Annotated in this window: 20 protein-coding genes; 9 read left to right on the plus strand and 11 right to left on the minus strand. The window is 69.6% G+C overall.

Annotated elements, in window-relative coordinates:
* Positions 1-70: 70 nt before the first annotated feature.
* The 3 genes from VEC04_RS09215 (at position 71) to VEC04_RS09225 (ending at position 3,052) form a co-directional block, all read left to right on the plus strand.
* Positions 71-511 (plus strand): VOC family protein, encoded by a 441-nt coding sequence (locus VEC04_RS09215; RefSeq protein WP_324776076.1) that lies wholly within the window; start codon positions 71-73, stop codon positions 509-511.
* A gap of 40 nt (positions 512-551) precedes the next feature.
* A complete protein-coding gene (locus VEC04_RS09220) occupies positions 552-1,130 on the plus strand; it encodes a DUF6655 family protein (protein WP_324776139.1) in 579 nt (192 codons plus the stop codon).
* Between the two features lie 86 nt (positions 1,131-1,216).
* Entirely contained in the window at positions 1,217-3,052 is a 1,836-nt protein-coding gene (locus tag VEC04_RS09225; protein WP_324776078.1) for a DUF885 domain-containing protein, read from the plus strand.
* A gap of 51 nt (positions 3,053-3,103) precedes the next feature.
* On the opposite strand, the gene VEC04_RS09230 is transcribed toward VEC04_RS09225, so the two are convergent.
* Entirely contained in the window at positions 3,104-3,649 is a 546-nt protein-coding gene (locus VEC04_RS09230; protein ID WP_324776080.1) for a hypothetical protein, read from the minus strand.
* 194 nt (positions 3,650-3,843) lie between these two features.
* Here VEC04_RS09230 and trmD point away from each other — a divergent pair, with 194 nt between their 5' ends.
* Complete coding sequence (trmD, locus tag VEC04_RS09235; RefSeq protein ID WP_324776082.1) at positions 3,844-4,599, plus strand: tRNA (guanosine(37)-N1)-methyltransferase TrmD; 756 nt, start codon at positions 3,844-3,846, stop codon at positions 4,597-4,599.
* Position 4,600: 1 nt separating this feature from the next.
* A complete protein-coding gene (gene rplS, locus VEC04_RS09240) occupies positions 4,601-5,032 on the plus strand; it encodes a 50S ribosomal protein L19 (protein WP_324776084.1) in 432 nt (143 codons plus the stop codon).
* Positions 5,033-5,100: 68 nt separating this feature from the next.
* Here the strand turns inward: rplS and VEC04_RS09245 are convergent, their stop codons facing one another.
* From VEC04_RS09245 to VEC04_RS09280, 8 genes are all read right to left on the minus strand, one after another.
* A complete protein-coding gene (locus VEC04_RS09245) occupies positions 5,101-5,586 on the minus strand; it encodes a PA2169 family four-helix-bundle protein (protein WP_324776086.1) in 486 nt (161 codons plus the stop codon).
* Positions 5,587-5,646: 60 nt separating this feature from the next.
* Positions 5,647-6,150, minus strand: a complete 504-nt coding sequence (locus tag VEC04_RS09250; RefSeq protein ID WP_324776088.1) for a hypothetical protein — start codon at positions 6,148-6,150, stop codon at positions 5,647-5,649.
* A 13-nt stretch (positions 6,151-6,163) separates the two neighbouring features.
* Entirely contained in the window at positions 6,164-6,976 is an 813-nt protein-coding gene (locus tag VEC04_RS09255; protein WP_324776090.1) for a tryptophan 2,3-dioxygenase, read from the minus strand.
* A gap of 31 nt (positions 6,977-7,007) precedes the next feature.
* A complete protein-coding gene (locus tag VEC04_RS09260) occupies positions 7,008-7,292 on the minus strand; it encodes a hypothetical protein (protein WP_324776092.1) in 285 nt (94 codons plus the stop codon).
* Between the two features lie 59 nt (positions 7,293-7,351).
* The gene (locus VEC04_RS09265; RefSeq protein ID WP_324776094.1) at positions 7,352-8,401 is read right to left on the minus strand and encodes a sensor histidine kinase; all 1,050 of its coding nucleotides are present in this window, start codon (positions 8,399-8,401) and stop codon (positions 7,352-7,354) included.
* Positions 8,402-8,741: 340 nt separating this feature from the next.
* Complete coding sequence (locus VEC04_RS09270) at positions 8,742-9,128, minus strand: DUF1318 domain-containing protein (protein WP_324776096.1); 387 nt, start codon at positions 9,126-9,128, stop codon at positions 8,742-8,744.
* On the minus strand, positions 9,128-9,316 hold the full coding sequence (locus VEC04_RS09275) for a YnbE family lipoprotein (protein ID WP_324776098.1): 189 nt from the start codon (positions 9,314-9,316) through the stop codon (positions 9,128-9,130). The genes VEC04_RS09270 and VEC04_RS09275 overlap by 1 nt, the downstream gene beginning before the upstream one ends.
* 80 nt (positions 9,317-9,396) lie before the next feature.
* Complete coding sequence (locus VEC04_RS09280; protein WP_324776100.1) at positions 9,397-12,627, minus strand: intermembrane phospholipid transport protein YdbH family protein; 3,231 nt, start codon at positions 12,625-12,627, stop codon at positions 9,397-9,399.
* Positions 12,628-13,144: 517 nt separating this feature from the next.
* Between VEC04_RS09280 and VEC04_RS09285 the strand changes: the two genes are divergently transcribed.
* The 4 genes from VEC04_RS09285 (at position 13,145) to VEC04_RS09300 (ending at position 19,954) form a co-directional block, all read left to right on the plus strand.
* Positions 13,145-14,356, plus strand: coding sequence for a M23 family metallopeptidase (locus VEC04_RS09285; RefSeq protein WP_324776102.1), 1,212 nt, complete (start codon positions 13,145-13,147; stop codon positions 14,354-14,356).
* A gap of 167 nt (positions 14,357-14,523) precedes the next feature.
* A complete protein-coding gene (locus tag VEC04_RS09290) occupies positions 14,524-15,456 on the plus strand; it encodes an alpha/beta hydrolase (protein ID WP_324776103.1) in 933 nt (310 codons plus the stop codon).
* 1,667 nt (positions 15,457-17,123) lie between these two features.
* A complete protein-coding gene (locus tag VEC04_RS09295) occupies positions 17,124-18,179 on the plus strand; it encodes an FIST signal transduction protein (protein WP_324776105.1) in 1,056 nt (351 codons plus the stop codon).
* Positions 18,180-18,259: 80 nt separating this feature from the next.
* Entirely contained in the window at positions 18,260-19,954 is a 1,695-nt protein-coding gene (locus VEC04_RS09300) for an ATP-binding protein (protein WP_324776107.1), read from the plus strand.
* A gap of 299 nt (positions 19,955-20,253) precedes the next feature.
* On the opposite strand, the gene maiA is transcribed toward VEC04_RS09300, so the two are convergent.
* On the minus strand, positions 20,254-20,886 hold the full coding sequence (gene maiA / locus VEC04_RS09305; protein WP_324776109.1) for a maleylacetoacetate isomerase: 633 nt from the start codon (positions 20,884-20,886) through the stop codon (positions 20,254-20,256).
* Positions 20,883-21,536: a fumarylacetoacetate hydrolase family protein gene (locus tag VEC04_RS09310; RefSeq protein ID WP_324776111.1), complete on the minus strand. Its 654-nt coding sequence runs from the start codon at positions 21,534-21,536 to the stop codon at positions 20,883-20,885. The genes maiA and VEC04_RS09310 overlap by 4 nt, the downstream gene beginning before the upstream one ends.
* Between the last annotated feature and the right edge of the window lie 15 nt (positions 21,537-21,551).

Here is a 21,551-nt window from a genome sequence, read left to right on the forward strand (position 1 = left end):
GTGAGTCGCGGTCGCGGCCATCGGTCGCTATAGAGACCGCCTCCCCGCCTCTCCCCAGGACCGGAAGACCATGCGCTATCTGCACACCATGGTCCGCGTAACGGACCTCGACGCCTCGCTGCGCTTCTACCGCGACCTGCTCGGTCTGGAGGAGGTGCGCCGGATGGAGAACGAGGCCGGCCGCTACACCCTCGTCTTCCTGGCCGCGCCGGCCGACCGGGCGCGCTCGGAGGCGGAACGGTCCCCCGAGGTCGAACTGACCTTCAACTGGGACCCGGAGCCCTACGGCGGCGGCCGCAATTTCGGCCATCTGGCGTATCGCGTCGAGGACATCTACGCCGTCTGCCGGCGGCTGATGGACGGCGGGGTGACGATCAACCGCCCGCCGCGCGACGGCCACATGGCCTTCGTCCGCTCGCCGGACGGCATCTCCATCGAACTGCTGCAGGAGGGCGAACACCTGCCGCCCGCCGAACCCTGGATCTCCATGCCCAACACCGGGAGCTGGTAAGCTGAACATTCGCACCCTCGCCGCCCTCGCCTCGGCCGGCCTGACCCTCGCCGCCTGCGCCTCGACCTCGGAAACCTATCCGTCGCGCACCGCCACCGAGCAGCTGCTGGTGGCCCGCGCCGCCGACCGCGCCGTCGAGGGCCTGACCCTGCCGATCCCTCGCGGCACCCGGGTGTTCGTCGACGACTCCTATTTCCGCGCCGAGAACGCTCCCTATGCGGTCAGCGCCGTGCGGGCGGCGCTGTCCGAGGCCGGCTATTCGCTGGCGGCGTCGAAGCAGGAGGCCGCCGCGGTGCTGGAGCTGCGCGCCGGGGCCCTGTCGCTGGAGCAGATGCGGCGGGTGTTCGGCGTGCCGGAGATGCGCATCCCGATCAACGACAGCTTCAACGTCGTCTCGGTGCCCGAGCTGTCGGTCTACAGCCGCCGCGACCGGGTCGGCGTGGCCGAATTCTCGGGCTTCCTCTACGAGCCGAGCACCGGGGCGCCGCTGGGGGCGGTCATTCCGATGACCGGCGAGTTCCGCCTGCGCAGCCACAAGCTGCTGATGATCGTCGCCTGGGGCCAGCAGCGTATCGACCCCGGCGAGCGGGATCCGGGCGACAGCTGGCGGGAGTTCTAGAGGCGCGCACACCTGACAGGGCCGTAACTTGCGCCGCGGCGTGTCAGCGGTGATGGTCCCGGCCTGAAGTGTCCGGGAGGGTTTCCATGCGTCGTCTGCTCGTCTCCACCGTCTGCGCCGTCGCTGTTCTGGCGGGCGCGCCAGCCATGGTTCTGGCGCAGGACGCCGCCGCGCCGGCGGCCACCGTCCAGAGGGAGGACGCGCGGCTGGCGGCCTTCTTCGAACAGGCCTTCCAGGAGCGGATCGCCCTGTCGCCGCAGACCATGACCTCGCTGGGCATCAAGCGCGACTACGGCAGGCTGGACGACGCGACGGACGCCGCGGCCGAGCGCGGGCTGGCGCTGGCGGAGCGGCAGCTGGAGCAGCTCAACGACCAGTTCAATCCGCAGGCGCTAAGCGCAGAGAGCCGTATGTCGTGGCGGCTGTTCGAATACGGCGTCGAGCAGGCGCGGCTGGCGAACCGCTGGCGGGACTGGGGCTATCAGTTCGCGGCGAACGGCAATCCGACCACCGGCCTGCCGGTGTTCATGATCAACAATCACCGGGTCGACAGCGTCAGCGACGCCGACGCCTATGTTTCGCGCCTGCGCGACTCGGAGCGGGTCATGGGCGAGATCGCCGCCGAGCTGCGCCAGCGGGCCGCGGCGGGGGTGATCTCGCCGAATTTCGTGTTCGAGCCGTCGATCGCCAACACCCGCAATATCATCACCGGCGCACCGTTCGACGGCGGGGCCGACAATCCGGTGTGGGCGGACTTCCAGAAGAAGGTCACCGCCCTGACGGCGGACCGGGCCGAAAAGGACCGGCTGCTGGCCGAGGGGCGCGCGGCGCTGACGGGCGAGTGGAAGCGCGGCTACGAGCACGTGTTGACGGCCCTGGCCGAGGTGCAGGCGCTGGCGGCGACGATGCCGGACCGCGACGGCGGCGTGTGGCGGCTGCCGCAGGGCGAGGACTACTATAACGCCCGCCTGAGGCTCTCGACGACGACCGATCTGACCGCTGACCAGATCCACGAGATCGGTCTGAGGGAGGTCGAGCGCCTGCACGGCGAGATGCAGACGATTATGGACCAGGTCGGGTTCGAGGGCTCGCTGCAGGAGATGTTCGCGCATCTGAAGACCGATTCGCGCTTCCAGTATCCGAACACGCCGGAGGGCAAGGAGCAGTATCTGACCGACAGCCGCGCCTTCATCGCCCAGGTGATGGCGGCGGCCCCGCAGTGGTTCAGCGACCTGCCGGAGGCGGCGCTGGAGGTGCGGGCGGTGGAGCCGTGGCGCGAGGCGACGGCCTCGATCGCCTTCTACAACGCCCCGGCACCGGACGGCTCGCGGCCGGGCATCTACTACGTCAACCTGTCGGACATGACCCAGGTGCTGAAGCCGCAGATCGAGGGCATCAGCTATCACGAGGGCGCGCCGGGGCACCATTTTCAGATCGCCTGGGCACAGGAGATGCAGGGCCTGCCGTCGTTCCGGCGCTTTGGCGGCTACGGCGCCTACGCCGAGGGCTGGGGGCTCTACGCCGAGCGGCTGGGCAAGGAGATGGGCTTCTACCAGGACCCCTATTCGGACTTCGGCCGGCTCTCGACCGAGCTGTGGCGGGCGGTGCGGCTGGTCACCGACACCGGCCTGCATTCGAAGCGCTGGAGCCGTGAGCAGGCCATCGACTACTTCCGCCAGAACTCGCTGCTGAGCGAGCGCGACATCGTCAAGGAGGTGGAGCGCTACATCACCAATCCGGGGCAGGCGACCAGCTACAAGATCGGCGAGCTGAAGATCATGGAGCTGCGGCAAAGGGCGCAGGCGGCGCTGGGAGAGCGGTTCGACATCCGCGACTTCCACGCCGTGGTGCTGGGTTCCGGCTCGGTGCCGCTGGACGTGCTGGAGGACCAGGTGGACAGCTGGATCGAGTCCCGGCGGTAGGGCGCAACGCGCGCGACGCGATCGCTCGCAGCCTGGTCGCGGCGCAACCTCTCAGGGACAGGTCCGGGGAGGGGAGACCGCGGCCACCGGCGGAGCCGAGGCGACCACCAGCATCTCGGTCTCACGAGGCTCCGATGCGGGCTGGGCAGCAAAAAGCTGGCTTCTTTCCGTCGGCGTGAGCGTGTCGATCTCCACAGCATTCCAACGCCGACCCTCGTCGTCCTCAACCGCGAGGATGAAGCGACCGCCCTGGGTGACAGCTTCCAGAAGTCCCGGTGTTGCGGGACCGCCGTAGACATGGGCTCCGCTCCCACCGCTGGACCAATGCTGTGGGTGGTCCGGCCCCGCGGGAACGAAAGTGCGATAGCCGCGCCAGACCTGCCCCGAAGGCCCCTCGACCACGGACTGAACCCAGCTGTCCCGAGTTCGGCAGTAGTTCCTGAAACCAACCGACCACGTCACTGATTTGGGCGTGGACAGATCGACGGCGTCATTCTCGAACCAGATGTCGAACGCGAATCCCGCGACATCGACATAGCCTCCAGCCTTGAGGGACAGATCCCCTGTCGGCTCAAGCCTGACGGTCTCCGTCCGCATCCGATCTGCGTCGGTTTCGGGCAGCGTCGAGCAGGAAGAGAGAACGAGGACTGTAAGGGCCCAGGGGAGCGTTCGCATTCGTGGCGTCCTGTTTTCCCGACTGTGATTGGCCTCTCCGGACCAAGTCAAGCGCCCTCCACAGGCTTCCAGTTGGGTCTTCGCGGCCGTGCGTTTCACGGCTACATCCTCCGCCCATGCCCTTCACCGCCACCGTCCTGACCATGTTTCCGGAAGCCTTTCCGGGCCCGCTCGGCGTGTCGCTGATCGGCTCGGCGTGGCGCGAACGGGGGCTGTGGAGCCTCGAAACCCTTGACATTCGGGGGTTCAGCGAGGATAGGCGCGGCTTCCTGGACGACACCCCCGCGGGTGGCGGACCGGGAGCCGTGCTCAAGGCGGACGTGGTGGCGAGGGCGCTGGACAGCGTTTCCGGGCCGCCCCGGCCGCTTTTGTACATGAGCGCCCGGGGTCGGCCCCTGACCCAGGCGCGGGTGAAGGAATGGGCGAAGGCGGACGGGATTACCGTCCTCTGCGGCCGCTTCGAGGGGGTGGACCAGCGTGTGCTCGACGCGCGCGGGTTCGAGGAGGTCTCCGTCGGAGACGCGGTGCTCGCCGGCGGCGAGGCGGCGGCGATGGTGGTGATCGAGGCGTGCGTTCGATTGATCCCCGGAGTGCTGGGCCAGGCGGAAAGCCTGAGTTCGGAGAGCTTCGAGGACGGTCTTCTGGAGCATCCGCAGTACACGCGACCGCGGACGTTCGAGGGGCTGGAGATTCCCGAGGTGCTTCTGTCGGGCGACCACAAGAAGGTCGCACAATGGCGCGAAGAGCAGCGGGAGAAGACGACCCGGGAGCGGCGGCCGGACCTCTGGGCGGCGCATCTGGCGAAGACGACCCATGCGGAGCCTGACTCCGCCAAATCACAGGTAAAGAGCAAAAAAGCTCGAGGAGAATGACATGAACATCCTGCAGACGATCGCAGCCGAAGAAAAAGCCCGCCTGATCGAGAAGCGCGCGATCCCCGACTTCCAGCCCGGCGACACGCTGCGGGTCATGGTCAAGATCAAGGAAGGCGAGCGCGAACGCATCCAGGCCTTCGAGGGCGTCTGCATCGCCCGCGCCGGCGGCGGCGTGAACGAGAATTTCACCGTGCGGAAGATTTCGTTCGGCGAGGGCGTGGAGCGGGTGTTCCCGATCCTGTCGCCGAACATCGACTCCATCGAGGTCAAGCGTCGCGGCGTCGTGCGTCGCGCCAAGCTCTATTACCTGCGCGATCGCCGCGGCAAGTCGGCGCGGATCGCCGAGAAGCAGACCGTCCGCGCGCCCAAGGGCGTCGTGGTCCCGGAAACCGGCCAGGCCGAAACCCCGGCGGTCGACACCGAAGCCTGATCCGTTTCACGGTCCAGAAATGACGAAGGCCCCGGCGGTGACGCCGGGGCCTTTTTCATGCGCCGCCGCTAGTGCGGATACAGCCGGTTGCCGGCGTCGCGCTGGCCTTCGAGGCTGTGACGGAGCTCGTGCATCTCGTCGCGGCCCCCGCTGACCCGGGCGAAGGCGCGGCGGATGGTCTCGCGGGTGGTGGCGGAGATCTGGCTGTCCTCCAGCGCCTTTTCGAACCGGGCCCGGACGGCCTCCTCGGCGCTTTCCACGGCGCCGACCATGCTGGTCTCGTCTCGCATCAGGGCGTGTTTGACGTCGGCGAAGGCGCGCTGGGCCTTGGCCAGGATGGAGCCGTCGGCGGCGGGGTCGCCGCCGAGCGCGCGGACGGTCGACTGGAGCTCCTCGGCGACCTGCCGGCGCTCGAAGCTGCGCCGTCCGAACAGGTCGCGGCGGCCGGGATCCTCGGCCTCGGTGGAGGCTTCGCGGTAGCCGTCGGCGCTGTCGATGGCGGTCTGGATCAGGCTGTTCAGGACGTGGATGTCGTGGCGATTGGCGTTGGACATGACGGGATTCCCGCAGGCTGTGCGGGGTTAAACCTCACCGTGGCGGTATTGGTTGCCTTGTCAGCGGTCCCGCAGGCCGCCGCACCGGGCGACGAAGGCGCGCAGCGCCGCGGGGGTCGCCGCCCGGGCGGGGCCGACGGACTGGGCCCCGTAGACGGCCCGGACCGGTTCGCCACGCGCCATCCGGGCGAACAGATCCGCTTCCGGCGCGCCGCCGGCGGTAACCCCGGGTCCCGACGCTTCGAGGTCCGCGACGAAGGCGAAGGCCTCGTCCCCGGCGCCCAGCGTCAGCCGGTCCTCGCTGCCGATCGGTTCGAAGCCGGGCACATGGATGACGATGGCCCCCGGCCGGTCGTCGCAGGACAGATGCAGGGCGGGCGCGCCCGAGGCGTCGACCAGGGTCAGCCGCCCGGGCGAGGCGGCGGCGGGCGTCTCGGGCGGCTCCACCAGCGGCGGCTTGGACGGGATCGGCGCGGGCTCGGCCGGTTCGGTCGGGGCGGCCGTCTCGTTCCGGCCGCACGCGGCCAGGGCCAGCAGGGCGGCGGCTAACAGGGCGGTTCGCATCCCGGGGCCTCCTTCAGAGTCTGGTGCGCAGCGACCACAGCTCGGGGAAGCAGCGGCGCTGCAGGGTCTCGGTCAGATAGGAAACCCCCTCGGTGCCGCCCGTTCCACGGCGGCGGCCGATGATCCGCTCGACCGTGACCACATGCTTGTGCCGCCAGGTCAGCAGGGCGTCGTCCAGATCGACCAGTTTCTCGGCCAACTGGTAGAGCGACCACCAGCGCGCGGTGTCGCGGTAGACCTCCAGCCACGCCGCCTCCACGCCTTCCGACGGCTCCCACGGCTTGCTGAAGTCCCGGTTCAGCACCTCGGCGGGGACGGGCAGGCCTGCGGCGGCGAGCTGAGCCATGGCGTCGTCATAGAGGCTGGGCGCCTCGAGCGCCCCCTTCAGCGCGGCGTGGGCGGCGGGCCGCCCTTCGTGGAAGCGCAGGAAGCGTTCGTCCTTGAGGCCCAGCATGTATTCGAGGCGGCGGAACTGGTCGCTCTGGAAGCCGGAGGAGGAGCCGAGCACGCCGCGGAAGCGCAGGTATTCGGCCGGGGTCATCGTGGCCAGGATGTCCCAGCTCATGGTCATCACCGCCTGGATGCGGCTGACCCGGGCGAGGCATTTGTAGGCGGGGACCAGATCGCCGGCGCGGACGAGGCGCTGCGCCATCGCCACCTCGTGCAGGATCTGCTTCAGCCACAGCTCCTTGGCCTGATGGATGATGACGAACAGCATCTCGTCATGCTCGGACGAGATCGGGTGTTGGGCCGCCAGCAGGTCGTCGAGGGCGAGATAGCCGGCGTAGGTGATCACGGAGGGTGGCGCGTCGGGAGCGTCGGTCATCCGCGACCTATCGCCCGCGCCGGAGCCGGGCTCAAGACTTGTCGTCGTGATCGGCGTCGCGGTCGCCGGCCGGATCGAGGGTGTTGTCGACCCGGTCGTCCCAGCCCTCGCGGTCCGACTTGAAGGCCAGGGCCATCAGCCCCCAGGCGAGGCCGACGGTGCCGAAGACGCCCAGCAGCAGGGCGATCCAGCCATGGACCGGCAGGTCCCCGCCGCCGATCGCCGCCCAGGCGACGCCGATGCCGAGAGTGGCCGCGATCGCCACGCCCGCGGCCACGAGGAGATTGCCGATCAGTCGAACCACCGGACGGGGCATGGCGGAAGACTAGCGCGCAGGATCGCCCCGGGCGAGCGGCGCCCCTTCCGCAGGGACCCTCAGGCCGCGGGGTGTCGGATGGACACCGCCATGCCCTCGGCGGACTGCACCTGCATTCGGGCGTCGAGCTGTTTGACCAGCGCTTCGACGATGGCCGTGCCGAGGCCGCCGTGGACGAGCGGCGCGGCGGTTTCGACGCCGCCGACCCCGTTGTCGCTGACGGTCAGCAACCAGCCTGCGTCGGTGCTGTCGAAACCCACCCGTATCCGGGCGTCGGCGCGCGTCGTCGGAAAGGCGTATTTGATGGCGTTTATGACCAGTTCGGTGACGATCAGGCCCATGCTCACGGCCTTGTCCGAACCGATCCAGCCGTGGTCCGCCTCCACGTCGAGGGCGATGGGATAGCTGTCGCCGATCATCGAGGCGGCGAGGCTGGCGCACAGTTTGGACAGGTAGGGCCCGACCTCGATCTGGTCGAGGTCGCCGGAGGCATGGAGGTGAGCCTGAACCTCCGCCACCGACAGGACCCGCTGGTGCGCATCCTTGAGATGGAGGCGGGTCTCCTCGGAGGTCACGGCGCGCGCCTTGATCAGCAGGATGCTGGCGATGATCTGCAGGCTGTTGGCGACGCGGTGCTGCATCTCCTGCAGCAGGACCTGCTTCTGACGCAGAAGCTCTTCGGTGTGTTCGAGCAGGTCGGCGAGGTTGCGCTCGACGGCCCGCCGCGCGGTGATATCCGTGAAGGCCAGCAGGATGGTGCTGTCAGCGCTGGTCTCGTAGATCACCTTGCGGGCGTTGAGCAGCATGGTGCGTCGGCCGACACCGGGGAAGTCGTGATCGACCTCGAACCCGTCCATGGCCGTCTTTTCGGGAATGATGGTTTCGAGCAGCAGGCGCAGGGCCGGGATGTTCCATTGGCCGTCGCCCAGGTCGTAGAGGAGGCAGCCCATGGTGCGCTCGGAGTCGACCCTGAATATCTCGTAGAAGGCGCGACTGGCGGCGAGGACCCGCAGGCCCCCGTCGAGGACGATCAGCGGCTCATGGATGGTGTCGACGATCGCCTGAGCGAGCGTTTGGGCATCCTCGATCGCGGGTATCGTGGTCGGCATGACGGAAGGGCAGTCCGGGGCGGGCGCGCGAAAGGGCGGCCGACCGGATACCTATGACACACTCGCAGCCATTGGGAGCAACAAGTCGGAAAGCCGACTCTGGGACGCGCTTGCGGCGTAGCGGTCTTGCCAGTCCGCCTGACGGGCCAGACCGCGCCAATGGGAGGCCATGATGGTCCATTCGGCGCGCAGGCGCGGCTCGATATCGCGCGCGGCGTAGCCGTCCATTCGCGCGGCCATGGCCATACATTCTGAGGCGGTTCGCATCGGCTTTCCGGTGACGGCCGGACGAAACGGCCGCAGGGATAACCCTGCCGGAGGCCAAAGGCTCCGCTGACCCTTAGCGCTGGACCCACTGGCCCTGGGCGTTGCGGTACCATTGCCCGCTCTGGATGCGCGGCATGACGATGGTCTGGAAGGCCCGCGCGGCGGCGGCTTCGGTCGTCGCGCCGTCGCCGGCCGCCTGGGCGCTGCGGGCGTAGCCCTCGCGGCGGGCGTTGTTGGTCACCGTCACGGCCTGCGTCAGGGCAGGGTCGGGCGAGGGCTGGCGGAAGCCGAGGTAGCCGTCGGCCTGTTCGCCGACGGTTCCCTGGGCCTTGGCGGCGTCGATCATCGCCTTCTGCTGGGCCGTCTGCGCGAAGGCGGCGCCGGCGGCCACGCCGAGCGCGGCGACGGCGGCGGCGAGGACGAAGAGCTTGCGGAAGGACATCGGAGGCGACTTTCGCATCAGAACAGGTTCGGATTCTCGACGAGGAGGTCCTGAAGCTCCTTGTCGAGGCGGACGCGGATATCAGCGTCCAGCTTGGCGTAGATCTGGATCGGGTCGACCTGGAGCCGGACCGTGGGCGTGCAGGCGCCCGCGCTGACGGCGGCGATGAAGCCGATCAGGGCGAGGCGTGCGCGCGTCCGGGTCATGGCGGAGGTCTCCGGTGGTGATCTGCGACGATGTAACGCCGCGCAGGGTGAACGGGTTCTGAACGGCCAAGCCGGCGGGATCAAGGCGTCGGGACGGGCTCGGTTCGCGGCGGAGCGGCGGCCTCCGCCGAGGGCTGGCCGGCGCGGGCGCGGTTCAGCTCCAGCAGGTCGCCGATCAACTGGTTGACGTTGAGGGTGGTGTCGAGCGTCAGGTCGATCTGGGTATCCGACGGGAGGGGCAGTTCGCGGTTGAGGAATTCGCGGCTGATGAACTCGGAGATGCCGATGCGCAGTTCCTGGTGCTGCGGCGGGTCATGGCGGCCCCGGATGTGGAACAGGACGCCGATGCGGCCCTCGTCGAGGCTGTTGACCTCCGCCGAGAGGATGTCGAACGACAGGTTCTCCATGGCCTGGTAAGCGAGGTCCTGCACCGTGTTCGGCGGCACCCCCTCGCCGCCCCCGCCGGCTTCGAGGCCGCTGAGCGCCTCGCGCTGGATCGACAGCCGGCCGGGCTGGACGGCGGCGAGGGTTCCCGCCGTTATGCGCAGGCCCGACACCGGATCGGACGTGAACGGCAGCCGTCCCGACACCACCGCGTCAAGGGTCACCTTGTCGCCGAACCCCGAGCCGGCGAGCACCTCGCCCAGCTGGACGTTCTCCAGCACGATCACGCCGCTGAACGGCTGGCTGCGGTCCAGGGGCAGGGCGAAGGGCTCGACCCGGATGACGCCGCCGGCCACGGTCAGATCGCCGCCCTCGATGGTCACCCCTGCCTTGTCGAGGCCGAAGGTCAGTTCGATGTCGGTCAGCGGGGCGACGGATTCGAGAACATCGGCGGTGAGGCGCTGGCCCGGGGCGGTGACCAGCGGGGCCAGGCTGATGAAGTCGATGGTCCCCTTCATCCCCTTCACCGGACCGGCCGGGCTGACGAAGTCGAGGTTCGGAATGGTCAGGCGGCCGGAGCTGGAGCCCTCGGCCTCGGCCAGCCAGTCGACCCGCCCGTCGAAGGCGACGGAGCCGCTCGCGGGCGAGCCGACGAAGTCTCCGGCCAACGGACTGAGGTCGGCCGGCTGCAGCCCCTCGGGCGCGAAGACGATCGACGGGGCGTCGATGGTCAGGCCGCCGGCGCCGGACTGGCCGTCGTGGGTCAGGTCGAGGCGACCGAGCGCTGTACCTCCGCGGGACAGGTCGAAGGCGCCGGTCCAGTCCTCGTCGGCCAGTCGGGCCGCGCCCGAGGCCGTCAGCGGATCGAAGCGCAGCGGCGAGGTGGCGTCCTCGATCGTCGCCCGGTCGACCCGGGTCTCGAGGCCAAGGCCGGCCGGGCCGCCGGTGGCCGCGAACCGCCCTTGGGCGTCGCGGAAATGCAGGGCGAGGAAGGGGGCCGAGGCGTCGACTCCGGCCAGGGCGCCGTCCGCCCGCCAGCGTCCGTCGGCGATGCTGACCAGCGGCCGGTCGATCGGGCAGGCCTGGCCGGAGAGGTCGACCACGTCGTTCTGGCCCAGCTCAAGGCGCTCGACGGTCAGCGGCGTGCATCCGGCAGCGACATAGGTCACCCGGCCGCTGGACGAGGTGAGCCGCCCGCGGGTGTCCAGCGTGATGCCTCGCGCCAGCTCGAAGTCCAGCGCCGCGCGGCCATCGAGCTGGGCGGTGAAGCCGTCCGGCGTCAGCCGCCAGACCGGAATGGCGAAGCTCGCCTCAGGCAGGCCGCGGCCGCGCGTGGCGGTGAGGGCGAGGGCGCCGCCGCCGGACTGGCCGGGCGCGGCGGCGAAGATCGGGCCGGCGGCGGGGCGGAGCGTCAGCACGCCGCCGTTGGCCGGGCGCAGGGTCGCCGCCCGGTCGAGCGTCACCCGGGTCCCGCCGCTCCCCGAGACCACCGCGAAAGCGGGAATGTCGACCGCGAAGGCGGCGAGAGCCCGCTTCATCTCCGCCAGATCGGCGCCGTCGTCGCGGGCCGCCGGACCGAACAGCGGCCACGCGCCCCTGCTCGCGCGCAGCCCGCCGGCCACGCCCAGGCGCAGCCCGGCGTCGGAGACGAGTTCGAGGTCGGCCGCGCCCCGGGCCCCGGCCAGCGACAGATCGCCCCAGCCGAGCCGGTCGGCGGCCAGGCCCAGCGGCCCGGTCACCTCGAAGGCGGCGTCGCGGCCGCCGACGGTGAGGCTGCGGGATGTCAGGGCCACCCCTTCCCCCTCCAGTCCGGCGCCGGAGGCGCGGGCGGCGGAGGCCCGGGCCGGACCGTCGAAGCGCCAGCCCAGGCCGGCATTGCTTCGCGCGATCACGGCACGCGCCCCGGTCCAGCGCAAGGCGGCGGCAGAGGCGTCCAGATCGGGTCCGTCGATACGGGCCGCGCGGAGGTCGGCGTCGGCCGCGCCCTCGATCCGGAACGTCTCGAGCCAGCCGGTGGTCTGGCCGTCGAAGTCGAGGTCCGCGACGGCCTGCCGGGCCGCGACGTCGCCGGCGGTGAGGCGGGCGGCGACCAGCCGGACAGCCAGCCGAGCCCGGCCGTCGCCCCGACGCTGCTTCAGATCGGGATAGGGCAGGTCCCCGGTCACGGTCATCCGGGTCCCGGCGCCGGTGAAGCCGGGAAGGGTCGCCTGACCGGCGGCGGCCGTCGCCTGCAAGGCCATGCGGTCGCCGGTCGTGACGACGCTGAAGGTGGCGGCGAGGGCGCGGGCCTCGATCCCGCCGCTCTTCAGATCGGCCGCGGGCATCCGGGCGCTGAGCCGGATCAGCTTGCCGTCGTCGACGCGGGCGTCGCCGAGGACACTGACCGGACCGTATTCGGTGTCGAGCCGGATCCGTCCCTGCTCGATCAGGACCAACGGCCCGCGCACGTCCGGCCGCGGCGGCCGGCCGGTGAAACGCTCGACCAGCGGATCGAGACTGCCGACCGAGAACTCGCCGTCGCGGAACGAGGCGCGCAGCACCGGGCGGACGAGCCGGATGCGGCTGGGGGTGACGCCCAGTCCCGCCTTCGACCAGGGCGCGCCAATGGCGTAGTCGACCTCGACCCGTTCGACCACGGCATCGGGATTCCGCGGGTCGCCGATGCGGACGCGGGCCACGATGCCGTCGAGCTCGACGCGTTCGATGTCGAGGTCGGCGGGAATGCCCTGCCGCTCGAGCCAGCCGATGAGGATCTGCCGCGTCGCCGCCCGGCGGTTGAGATAGAGCAGGCCGACCAGCACCAGCAGGACGCACAGGGCTACGGCGAGGCCGATCAGGATGCGACGGCCGGATCCGCTCCGGCGTGGTCGGGGCGCGCGCGCTGGCGTGGGCTCCGGGCCAGTCGCTGCTGGGGCGGCGTCGCTCATGCCGTGACCTGGACGATGAACAAACCGGACTCCTGGAACAGCACAGCAGGCGTGGCTATTGAAACACAGTAGAGTGGCGCATCGGCCACTTTCAGTGCAGTGACGGCGGTATCAAGGCGGAGCGACGAAATGATCCCGAATACCTCAACGAAACGTCGTCAATACACTGTTCGCTCCCGACGATAAGCTGGCCTTTCACGCAGGCTTTACCGCCCGTAGCCGCTCCGGTTAACGGTCTGTAACGAACTGCCTTCCCATGATGGGATGGACGGGTTATACGGCCTGTCTCGCGTCGGGGGCTTCTTCAGGCGCGATCCTTGCTTCTTAGTAGCTTGGGCGCCGGTTCGGCGTCGTCAGTTTTCGGGGACCGATGGCTCAGTTCGATCCACGTCGCCAGCCGATGCGTCTCGCGCCTCACGCTCTCACGGCGGTTGCAGCGCTCTCGGTGGCTCTTCTTGCAGGACGTGTTTACCAGCCCGCACAGGCTGAAGAAGTTCCCGCGCTGACTCCGCAGCAGATGGCCGTGATCGAGGCGCAGGCCTTCGCGGCCGCCGGCACGCCCGCCGGCCTGACCGCCCCGGAAGCCATCCCCGTCCAGATTCGCCGCGGCGAGACCTTCGAGGACGCGGTGCGCCGCACCGGCATCGCCGCCGAGGAAGCCTCGGCCATCGCCGCGACCCTGTCCAACGCCATGGACATGAGCGAAATCCGCCCCGGCGTCCGCTTCGAGACCGCCATCGCCAAGCCGCGCGGCGGCCGCGGCGACCCCCGTCTGATCGGCCTGACCATGCGCACCGGCCCGGCCAGCCAGGTCACCGTGTCGCGCACCTTCGACGGCGCCCTTCGCCTGCGCGCGCTCGAGGAGAAGGTCACCCACGAGATCGTCGTCCTGAACGGCAAGGTCGAGGGCTCGCTGTCCCGCTCGGCCCAGCGCGAGGGCGTTCCCGCCGCCGTGCGCCGCAAGGCCGGCCAGCTGTTCTCTCACAAGTTCGACATGGACCGCGACATCCGCGCCTCGGACGACTTCACCTATGTCTATGGACGGACGGTGACCGAGAACGGCCGCACCATCGGCACCGACGGCCTGCTCTACGCCCAGCTGAAGGGCGTCGCCTTCTACCGCTTCCAGCCCGCCGGCGCGAAGGAAGCCCAGTATTTCGACGCCACCGGCAAGAACACCCGCTCGGCCTTCATGCGCACGCCGCTGGAGCGCGGCTTCCGCGTGTCGTCGTCGTTCGGCTTCCGCCGTCACCCGATCGCCGGCTATCGCAAGATGCACCAGGGCATCGACTTTGCGGCCGGCACCGGCACGCCGGTCGTGGCCCCCGCCGACGGCGTGGTGGTCGAGGCCCGGCGCTGGGGCGGCTACGGCAACTGGCTGCGCATCCGCCATTCGAACGGCCTCGAGACCGGCTACGGCCACCTGTCGCGCTACGCCTCGGGCATGCGCGCCGGCCAGCGGGTCCGTCAGGGCCAGGTCGTGGCCTACGTTGGCTCGACCGGCGCCTCGACCGGTCCGCACCTGCACTATGAGATCTGGCGCGGCGGCCGGCGGATCAATCCGGCCGGCGTCCGCACCACCGAAGGCACGGTCCTGTCGGGGGCCGATCTGGTCGCGTTCCGCGCCGAGAAGGCCCGCATCGACCGCATCATCGCCGCGGGCGGCGAGCGGCGCCCGGTGGTCCAGCGCGCCAGCCTGAACAGCGGACTGCGTCCCGCCCAGGGCTGATCCGGAGCTTCAGCTACCCGCCTGAATCGTTTGCGGCGCGGTTGATGATGAACGCCGCACCGTCTCGCGGCCGACGCTGCTCGCCCTGATCTTTCGGCGCCGTCAAAATCCGGCCCCACCCTCCGGATCATCTTGGACCGTCTCCGTGTTCTGCGCGGAGGGACCTGATGGATGGCGCGATGGAACAACGACGCAACTTCCTCAAGGGCTTGGCCGGCGGCGCCGCGCTGTGGACGCTCGCGGGCGCCCCTGCCCTGGCGCGAGCCCCGTTCCAGTCCCGCCGGATCGTGATCGAGACCCGGGGAAGCGGGCCGGACCTGATCCTGATCCCCGGCCTCGCCTCCACCTCGGCGGTGTGGAGCCGCACCGCCGCCCGCTTGGCCGACCGGCGCAGGCTGCATCTGGTGTCCGTGCGGGGGTTCGGCGATCTGCCGGCGCAGGGCAACGCCAGCGGTGCGGTCATGGCCGGGATCGCAGGCGAGGTGCGCCGCTATATTTCGGAGAGCCGGCTGCAGGCGCCCGCGGTCATCGGCCACTCGATGGGCGGGCAGATCGCGCTTCGGGTCGCGGCCGATGCGCCGGACCGGGTCGGTCGGCTGATGACGGTCGACGCCTCGCCCTTCTTCCCCGCCCTGATCAGCCCCGGCGCCACCGTGGGCGACGTCGAGCCGATCGCCCAGGTCGCCTATCAGGCCGTCCAGTTCCTCGGCGACGAGGGCCTGCGCGAACGCGGCCGGGCCCTCGGGCTGGAGCTGGGCGGCGCCGCCGACGCGGTGTTCGGCTCCATGGGTTGGCAGGGGGGCGACCGCCGCGTGCTGGCCCAGGCGCTGTACGAGGTCATGACCGTCGACCTGCGCCACCGCTTGCCGGACATCACCGCCCCGGTGACCGTTGTCTACGGCTGGAGCCCGGACGAATCGTCGCCGCGCAGCCGCACCGACAGCCTGTTCCGCGGCGCCTACGCCTCCCTGCCGCGCCCGGCTGTCTTCGAGCGCATCGAAGGGGCCGAGCACATGGTCATGATCGACCAGCCGAACCGGTTCCTCGCGGCGGTGGATCGGTTCCTGGACCAGGGCGGGTGTTCTACCCTCTGCTCCTGAGCGACAGAAGCCTCTGCCCGCACAAGACGGCCTGGCTCCGCTGTCGTCGGAAACGGCGCCAAACGTCGAAGAATGGATGCCTTGTCGGACCCGTGCAGGATCTGCGTGCCGGGTGATATCGGCCGCCCTGCCGATCACCAGAAGGAGCGTGGGAGTCCGCGCCTGAGCCAACCCATGAAGAGCCGCATGAGCCACGGTCCCTTGCTGGCCGCGGCGGCCCTCCGCCGTCTTGGTTTCGGTATCCGGCCACCACCATCAGGCGCTTGCGAGCTTCAGGTGGGAAGAGTTCGTCTGTGTTCCAGCGCCTGCGAGCAGCGACGAAGCGTAATCCCACAGGTTGCGGATCTCGATCGCCGCCGCGACCGAGCCGATTTCGCCCGCGGCGAGGCCGCGAGCCAGGACTGCTGCTAGGCGACGCGTGACCCGATCACGCCCGCGAGCGGCATTCCGGTGAGCGCCAGCGCCTCACTCGCGCGCCGGATCGAGGGTGGCTCGTGGTCGCCTCGCGACGCCTGACACTGGTTCAGCACCACAGCCCCGCGCCGGCCGAGGAGTGGCCTCGCTGAAGTTCGGCCACGGGTAAGGGGAGTTCGCGGCCCTGCTTGGATCAGCTTGTGCTGAACGCCGGGAGCGGGTTAGCATTGAGGTGATGATCCAGCTTCTCCGCAGGGCGATAATGCGATTAGGCAGTCCGCTCCCTGGGAAGCGGGCGAGCACGTTGGCCTTTGTTCGATCAAGCCTGATTCTTGTGGCCTTGGTCGCCCTCAACCCCAACGCTCTGTCATTGGTGGGGCTGTCCGAGGCAATCTCCTCGCCCTGGCGTTGGATCGTTTTCTGGCCGGCGTTGGCAGTCGCCGTCATCATGCTTGCGAGAGAGTTCGCCGAGAAGTTCCACCGCGCGGCTGTTCGTCGTGCATCGCAAGGGCGACTGGGGCCGCTGCAACGTCTGCAGTTCTGACAGCGCTAAGCGGCCGCGGCCAACGTCCGCAAAGGGTGGAAAGCGGACGTTGAACTGCTAGGCTCTTACAATGCGCCCGTTGATCTGTTCCGCTTTTCTGATCCTGTGCAGTTGCGCGGCTAGCCCGGAAGAAGCTCTTCCGCTCGCCTCCGAGGGCACGGTCCATTTCGCCTCAAATACCGCGGAGGAACCTTGGCTTCGTTGTATGGCCCAAGACGGCGCATGGGCGGACGCCAGCGTCCAGTGGGGATCAGAAGGTCGAACCTGCGGGCCACCGAACAGATTTGTCGCCACGGCAACATGTCTGACCGGACAGAAGCCTGCAAACGAGCCGAGACAAGCGAGGCTGGTCGCCGCGAGGGACCACTCGATCATTGGCGATACATTCGGCGGCTTGCCGATGTGCAGTTTGCCGCCGCCATTCTGAAGGACAGGTTCCCGGGAACGTCCGCAATGGGTCGGGAGCGGACCGTCGGCCAAGCGCGATGGCGGACCCCGCCCGCATCTCCAGTCGACTGCCTGCGGCTACCAGCAGCAGGGAACCCGGACGAATAGCCGAACGTTCTGACCGCCTTGCAGGCGAAGCCGGACGGGGGAATTAACCATGCAGACAGCAGCAGCGTCCACCGATGTCCGCGGCGCTCGAGAGGCTGGACGACGGCTGGCTGCCAACATCACCCGGGGGCTGGGGCGAGAGCCGCAGGCTCTGATGGTGTTCGCCGCCCCCTCGTACGACCACGAAGCGCTTCTGGACGAGCTCGCCAACTGTTGCCCCGAGGCGCTCGTGGTGGGCGCCTCATCGGCGGGCGAGTTCATGAACCATCAGCGCGGCGAGGGTCTGGCCTGCGCCCTTGGCCTGGCAGGCGACGATGCCCGTTTCGGCGTTGGCGTCGCTCGTGACGTGGCCGGAGGCGCCGCGGAAGCGGCCCGGCAGATCACGTCCGGCTTCACGGGCCTGGTCGACTTTGCCTTCCCGCACCGGTCGGCTCTGGTGATGGCTGACGCCCTGGCGGGTCACGCCGACCTGCTGGTGGACGAGCTCACACTCGCGACCGGCGGTCAGTATCAGTTCTTTGGCGGCGGCGCCGGAGACAACGCCGCGTTTCAACGCACCTCGGTATTCCTGGGGCGCGAGGTGCTGAATGGAGCCGCCGTCGCCCTGGAGATGCTTACGGCGAAGCCAGTGGGTATCGGCGTACGCCACGGATGGACGCCCGCGTCCGCTCCCTTCCGGGTAACCGAAGCCGACGGGATGAGGCTTATCAGCCTCAATGGCCTGCCCGCGGCCGAAGCCTTCGAGACCTACGCCGCCACGACCGGCCAATCCCTCGATCGCGCGGCGCCGATCCCATTCTTCCTGCACAATATTCTGGGCGTCGAGACCGGTGAGTCCCACCGCCTGCGCGTTCCGCTCGCCGTCCTCCCCGACGGCTCGATCCTTTGCGCCGCGGAAGTGCCCGAAGGCGCCGTCGTCTACATCATGCGGGCTTCCGTGGCGTCCGCCGTCGAGGCCGCCCAGGAGGCGACCCAGGCCGCTCTCGCCGCTCTCGGAGGGCTGAAGCCGCAGGCGGCGCTCTTCTTCGACTGCGTCGCGACCAGACTCCGGATGGGCGACCACTTCAGCGAAGAGGTCGCCAGCGTGCGCGAGCAGCTCGCCGGAGCCGACCTTGTCGGATGCAACACCCACGGCCAGATCGCCCGGGCAGAGGGTCAGTTCGAGGGCTTCCACAACTGCACGGCAGTGGTTGTTGTTGTTCCTGCGTGAGACTCCGGGGCGACCATGACCTGATCCTCCTTCTTTCGGCTCTCGCCGGCAGAAGGAGTCGCGCGTCCGAGGCCGCGGCAATGGCGCAGCGGCTCGGCGCGCTCGATCTGCTCATACTATTGCCGGATCCCGAGCTGGGCATACTGCGACCCGCCCCAGGCTTTCGACAGACTCTTCCGGGGGGCTCCACCTGGACCGAGCTTCTGGGTCGATGCGCCGGCGGAGGAGAGTTCCGCGCCACCATCGCCTATCCCGACGTGCAGCGCCTGTCCCCGGCGGATGTATTCATCACGCCTGACGGGGCGGTCTTGATGCTCATTGGCGGGCAGCCCCGCGTTCGCGCCTCCGAACTCGCCGGCGCCGCTGGTCTGGTGCTTGCGCTGCTGCGATCCGAAGCTCGCGAAGACGCCGCCTCCGCCAGCGCGCGGGCGTCCGGCGACGTGACCCGCCGCGCCACGGCGCTGGCGTCGTCTCTGGACCGTGCTCGGGCGGATCTGGCGAAAAACGCCGCGGCGTTGCGCGATGCATTGTCCGATGCAGCGCGCCTGAACGACGAGCTCCGCCTGCTGAACGAGACGCTGGAGCAGCGCGTGCGCAACGAGATCGCCGAGCGCGCGAAGGCCGAGGACGCACTGCGCCAGGCGCAGAAAATGGAGGCCATCGGCCGCCTGACGGGCGGCGTCGCACACGATTTCAACAATCTTCTTTCGCCAATTATCGGCAGTCTGGACATGCTCGTGCGGCGTGGCGTGGGCGGCGAGCGCGAGCAGAGATTGGTTGACGGCGCACTACAGTCCGCCGAGCGGGCGAAAATCCTGGTTCAGCGCCTGCTGGCGTTTGCACGACGTCAGCCCCTTCAGCCAGGCGCGGTTGATTTGAACCAGCTCGTCCGGGACATGGCTCAGCTGATCGCGAGCACCATGGGCGCAACGGTGGAGGTTCGGGTCGAGCTGCCGGATGATCTTCCTCCCGTGACCGCCGACGCCAACCAGCTCGAAATGGCGCTTCTCAATCTCGCGGTGAACGCCCGGGACGCCATGCCTGGCGGCGGGATGCTGAAGATATCGGCCGAACCGGAGCAGGTCATCCCGGGCAAGTCGCACCGCCTGCGCGCAGGCCGCTATGTGCGGTTGTCCGTGTCGGACACAGGCGTCGGTATGGATGAAGCGACGCTTTCTCGCGCCATAGAACCCTTCTTCTCGACGAAGGGCGTCGGCAGCGGCACGGGCCTTGGCCTCTCCATGGTTCACGGACTGGCGCTGCAGCAAAACGGTGATCTGGCGATCACAAGCCGGGAGGGCGCCGGGACCACGGTCGACCTGTGGCTGCCGGTCAGCGGAGCGCCGGCGGGTGCGAACGACGGACCCGGCAACGCCGCCGAGCCGCTGCGGGGTTCCGGCACGGCGCTGCTCGTCGACGACGAAGACCTGGTTCGCATGTGCACCGCCCAGATGCTGATGGAGCTCGGCTACCGCGTGGAGGAAGCAAATTCGGCCGAGGCGGCGTTGCGCCTGCTGGATGCCGGTTTGTGCCCTGATCTGCTGGTCACCGATCACATCATGCCGAGGATGAGCGGCGCCCAGCTGGCTCGGCTGCTGACTTCCAGAATCCAGGACCTGCCCGTGCTCATCGTGTCCGGCTATGCTGAAGCTGACGGCGTACCGGCCGGAATCCCGCGGCTGTGCAAACCCTTCCGCCAGGCCGAACTGGCGGCGAGTATCGCCGCGCTCATGCCCACGACCGCCATCAGGCGTCGCAAGGACGTCAGGCAGTGATCCGCCGCAGGCAAGGGCCCGGCGGGGGCTGAAGAGATGCTTGTGCTCGTCCTGGACAGGAGCTTCGTCAGAGTGGTGGAGCGGCCGGACCGCTGATCCCCGAGAAGCCCGGCTGTCCGTACCAGGGATCGCCGTGCCCCCCGCAGGCTCGCGCCCTGAACGTGAAGCCTGAGCGACGTCGATGGTCGGCTTGCGGCGTTCCTTTGACCACTCGGCAGTGGACAAACCGGGCGCCCGCCATGGGGCGAAAGCCGCCAATGGCTCCATGCCTGCAGATGAACCTGCTGACCAACCGGGCCTCAGTCCGCGTCCGGCTGGTTGTCCGGGTGGGCGGCGACGAAGGCGGCGTGGGTCCGCGCCGCGAGGTCGACGGCCAGCAGGCGCGGGAAGGCCTCGAGCGGAACATTGAAGCGGCGGGCCGAGTAGATCTGCGGGATCAGGTAGCAATCGGCGAGGGTGGGGGCGGCGCCGAAACACCAGCCATCGCCGTGGACCCGGACCAGCCGCTCCAGCGCCTCGAAGCCGGGACGTATCCAGCGGGCGGCCCAGGCGTCGACGGCGGTCTGGTCGGCGCCGAAGGTCTCGCGCAGGGCCTTGCCGACGCGCAGGTTGTTGAGAGGGTGGATGTCGCAGCCGATCAGGGCCGCCATGGCCCGGACATGGGCGCGGTCGAGCGGGTCGGCGGGCAGCAGCGGCGGAACGGGATGGGCCTCCTCCAGCCATTCGAGGATGGCCGGGCTCTGGGTCAGGACCCCGCCGTCCACCTCCAGCGCCGGGACCATGCCCTGCGGGTTCAGCGCGACGAAGGCCGCCGACCGCTGCGCGCCGGTTCGCAGGTCGACGCCCCTCTGTTCATAGGCCAGCCCCTTCAGGTTCAGGGCGATACGGGTGCGGTAGGCGGCGCCGGAGCGCCAGTAGCCGTGCAGGATCATCGCGGTCTCAGGGTGAAGGTCAGGGTCTGCAGCCCGCCGATCGAAGCCTCGACCCGGTCGCCGGGCTGGAGCGGGCCGACGCCCTCGGGCGTGCCGGTGAAGATCAGGTCGCCCGGCCGGAGGTCCCAGAGGGTGCGCGCCTTGGCGAGGATCTCGTCCGGCGCCCAGACCATGTCGTCGAGCCGACCCGACTGGCGGGCATCGCCGTTGACCGACAGGCGGATCGGGGCGGCTGGATCAGGCAGCGGGCCGAGGGTCAGGGCCCCGCACGGCGCTGACTGGTCGAAGCCCTTGGCGGAGTCCCACGGGCGGCCCTTGGCCTTGGCCGCTGCCTGAAGATCGCGGCGGGTCAGGTCGCAACCGACGGCCCAGCCGACGATCCCGCCGTCCTCGCCGACGGCGCAGACCAGTTCGACCTCGTGATGCAGGTCGGCCGTCGCGGTCGGATACCGCGGGTCGGCGCCGTCGGTGACGAGGGCGTCGGCGGGCTTGGAGAAAAAGAAGGGTTCGGCCCGCTCGTGGCCCATCTCGCGGGCGTGGGCGGCGTAGTTCTGGCCGACGCAGAGGATGCGCCGCACGGGCAGGCGTTCGGCGCGGCCGACGACGGCGAGGGAGGCGATGGGCGCGGGCGGGAACAGCCAGTCGGTCATGTCCGTTGTCTAGGC

The organism is Brevundimonas sp. (assembly GCF_035626535.1).
GTDB lineage: Bacteria > Pseudomonadota > Alphaproteobacteria > Caulobacterales > Caulobacteraceae > Brevundimonas.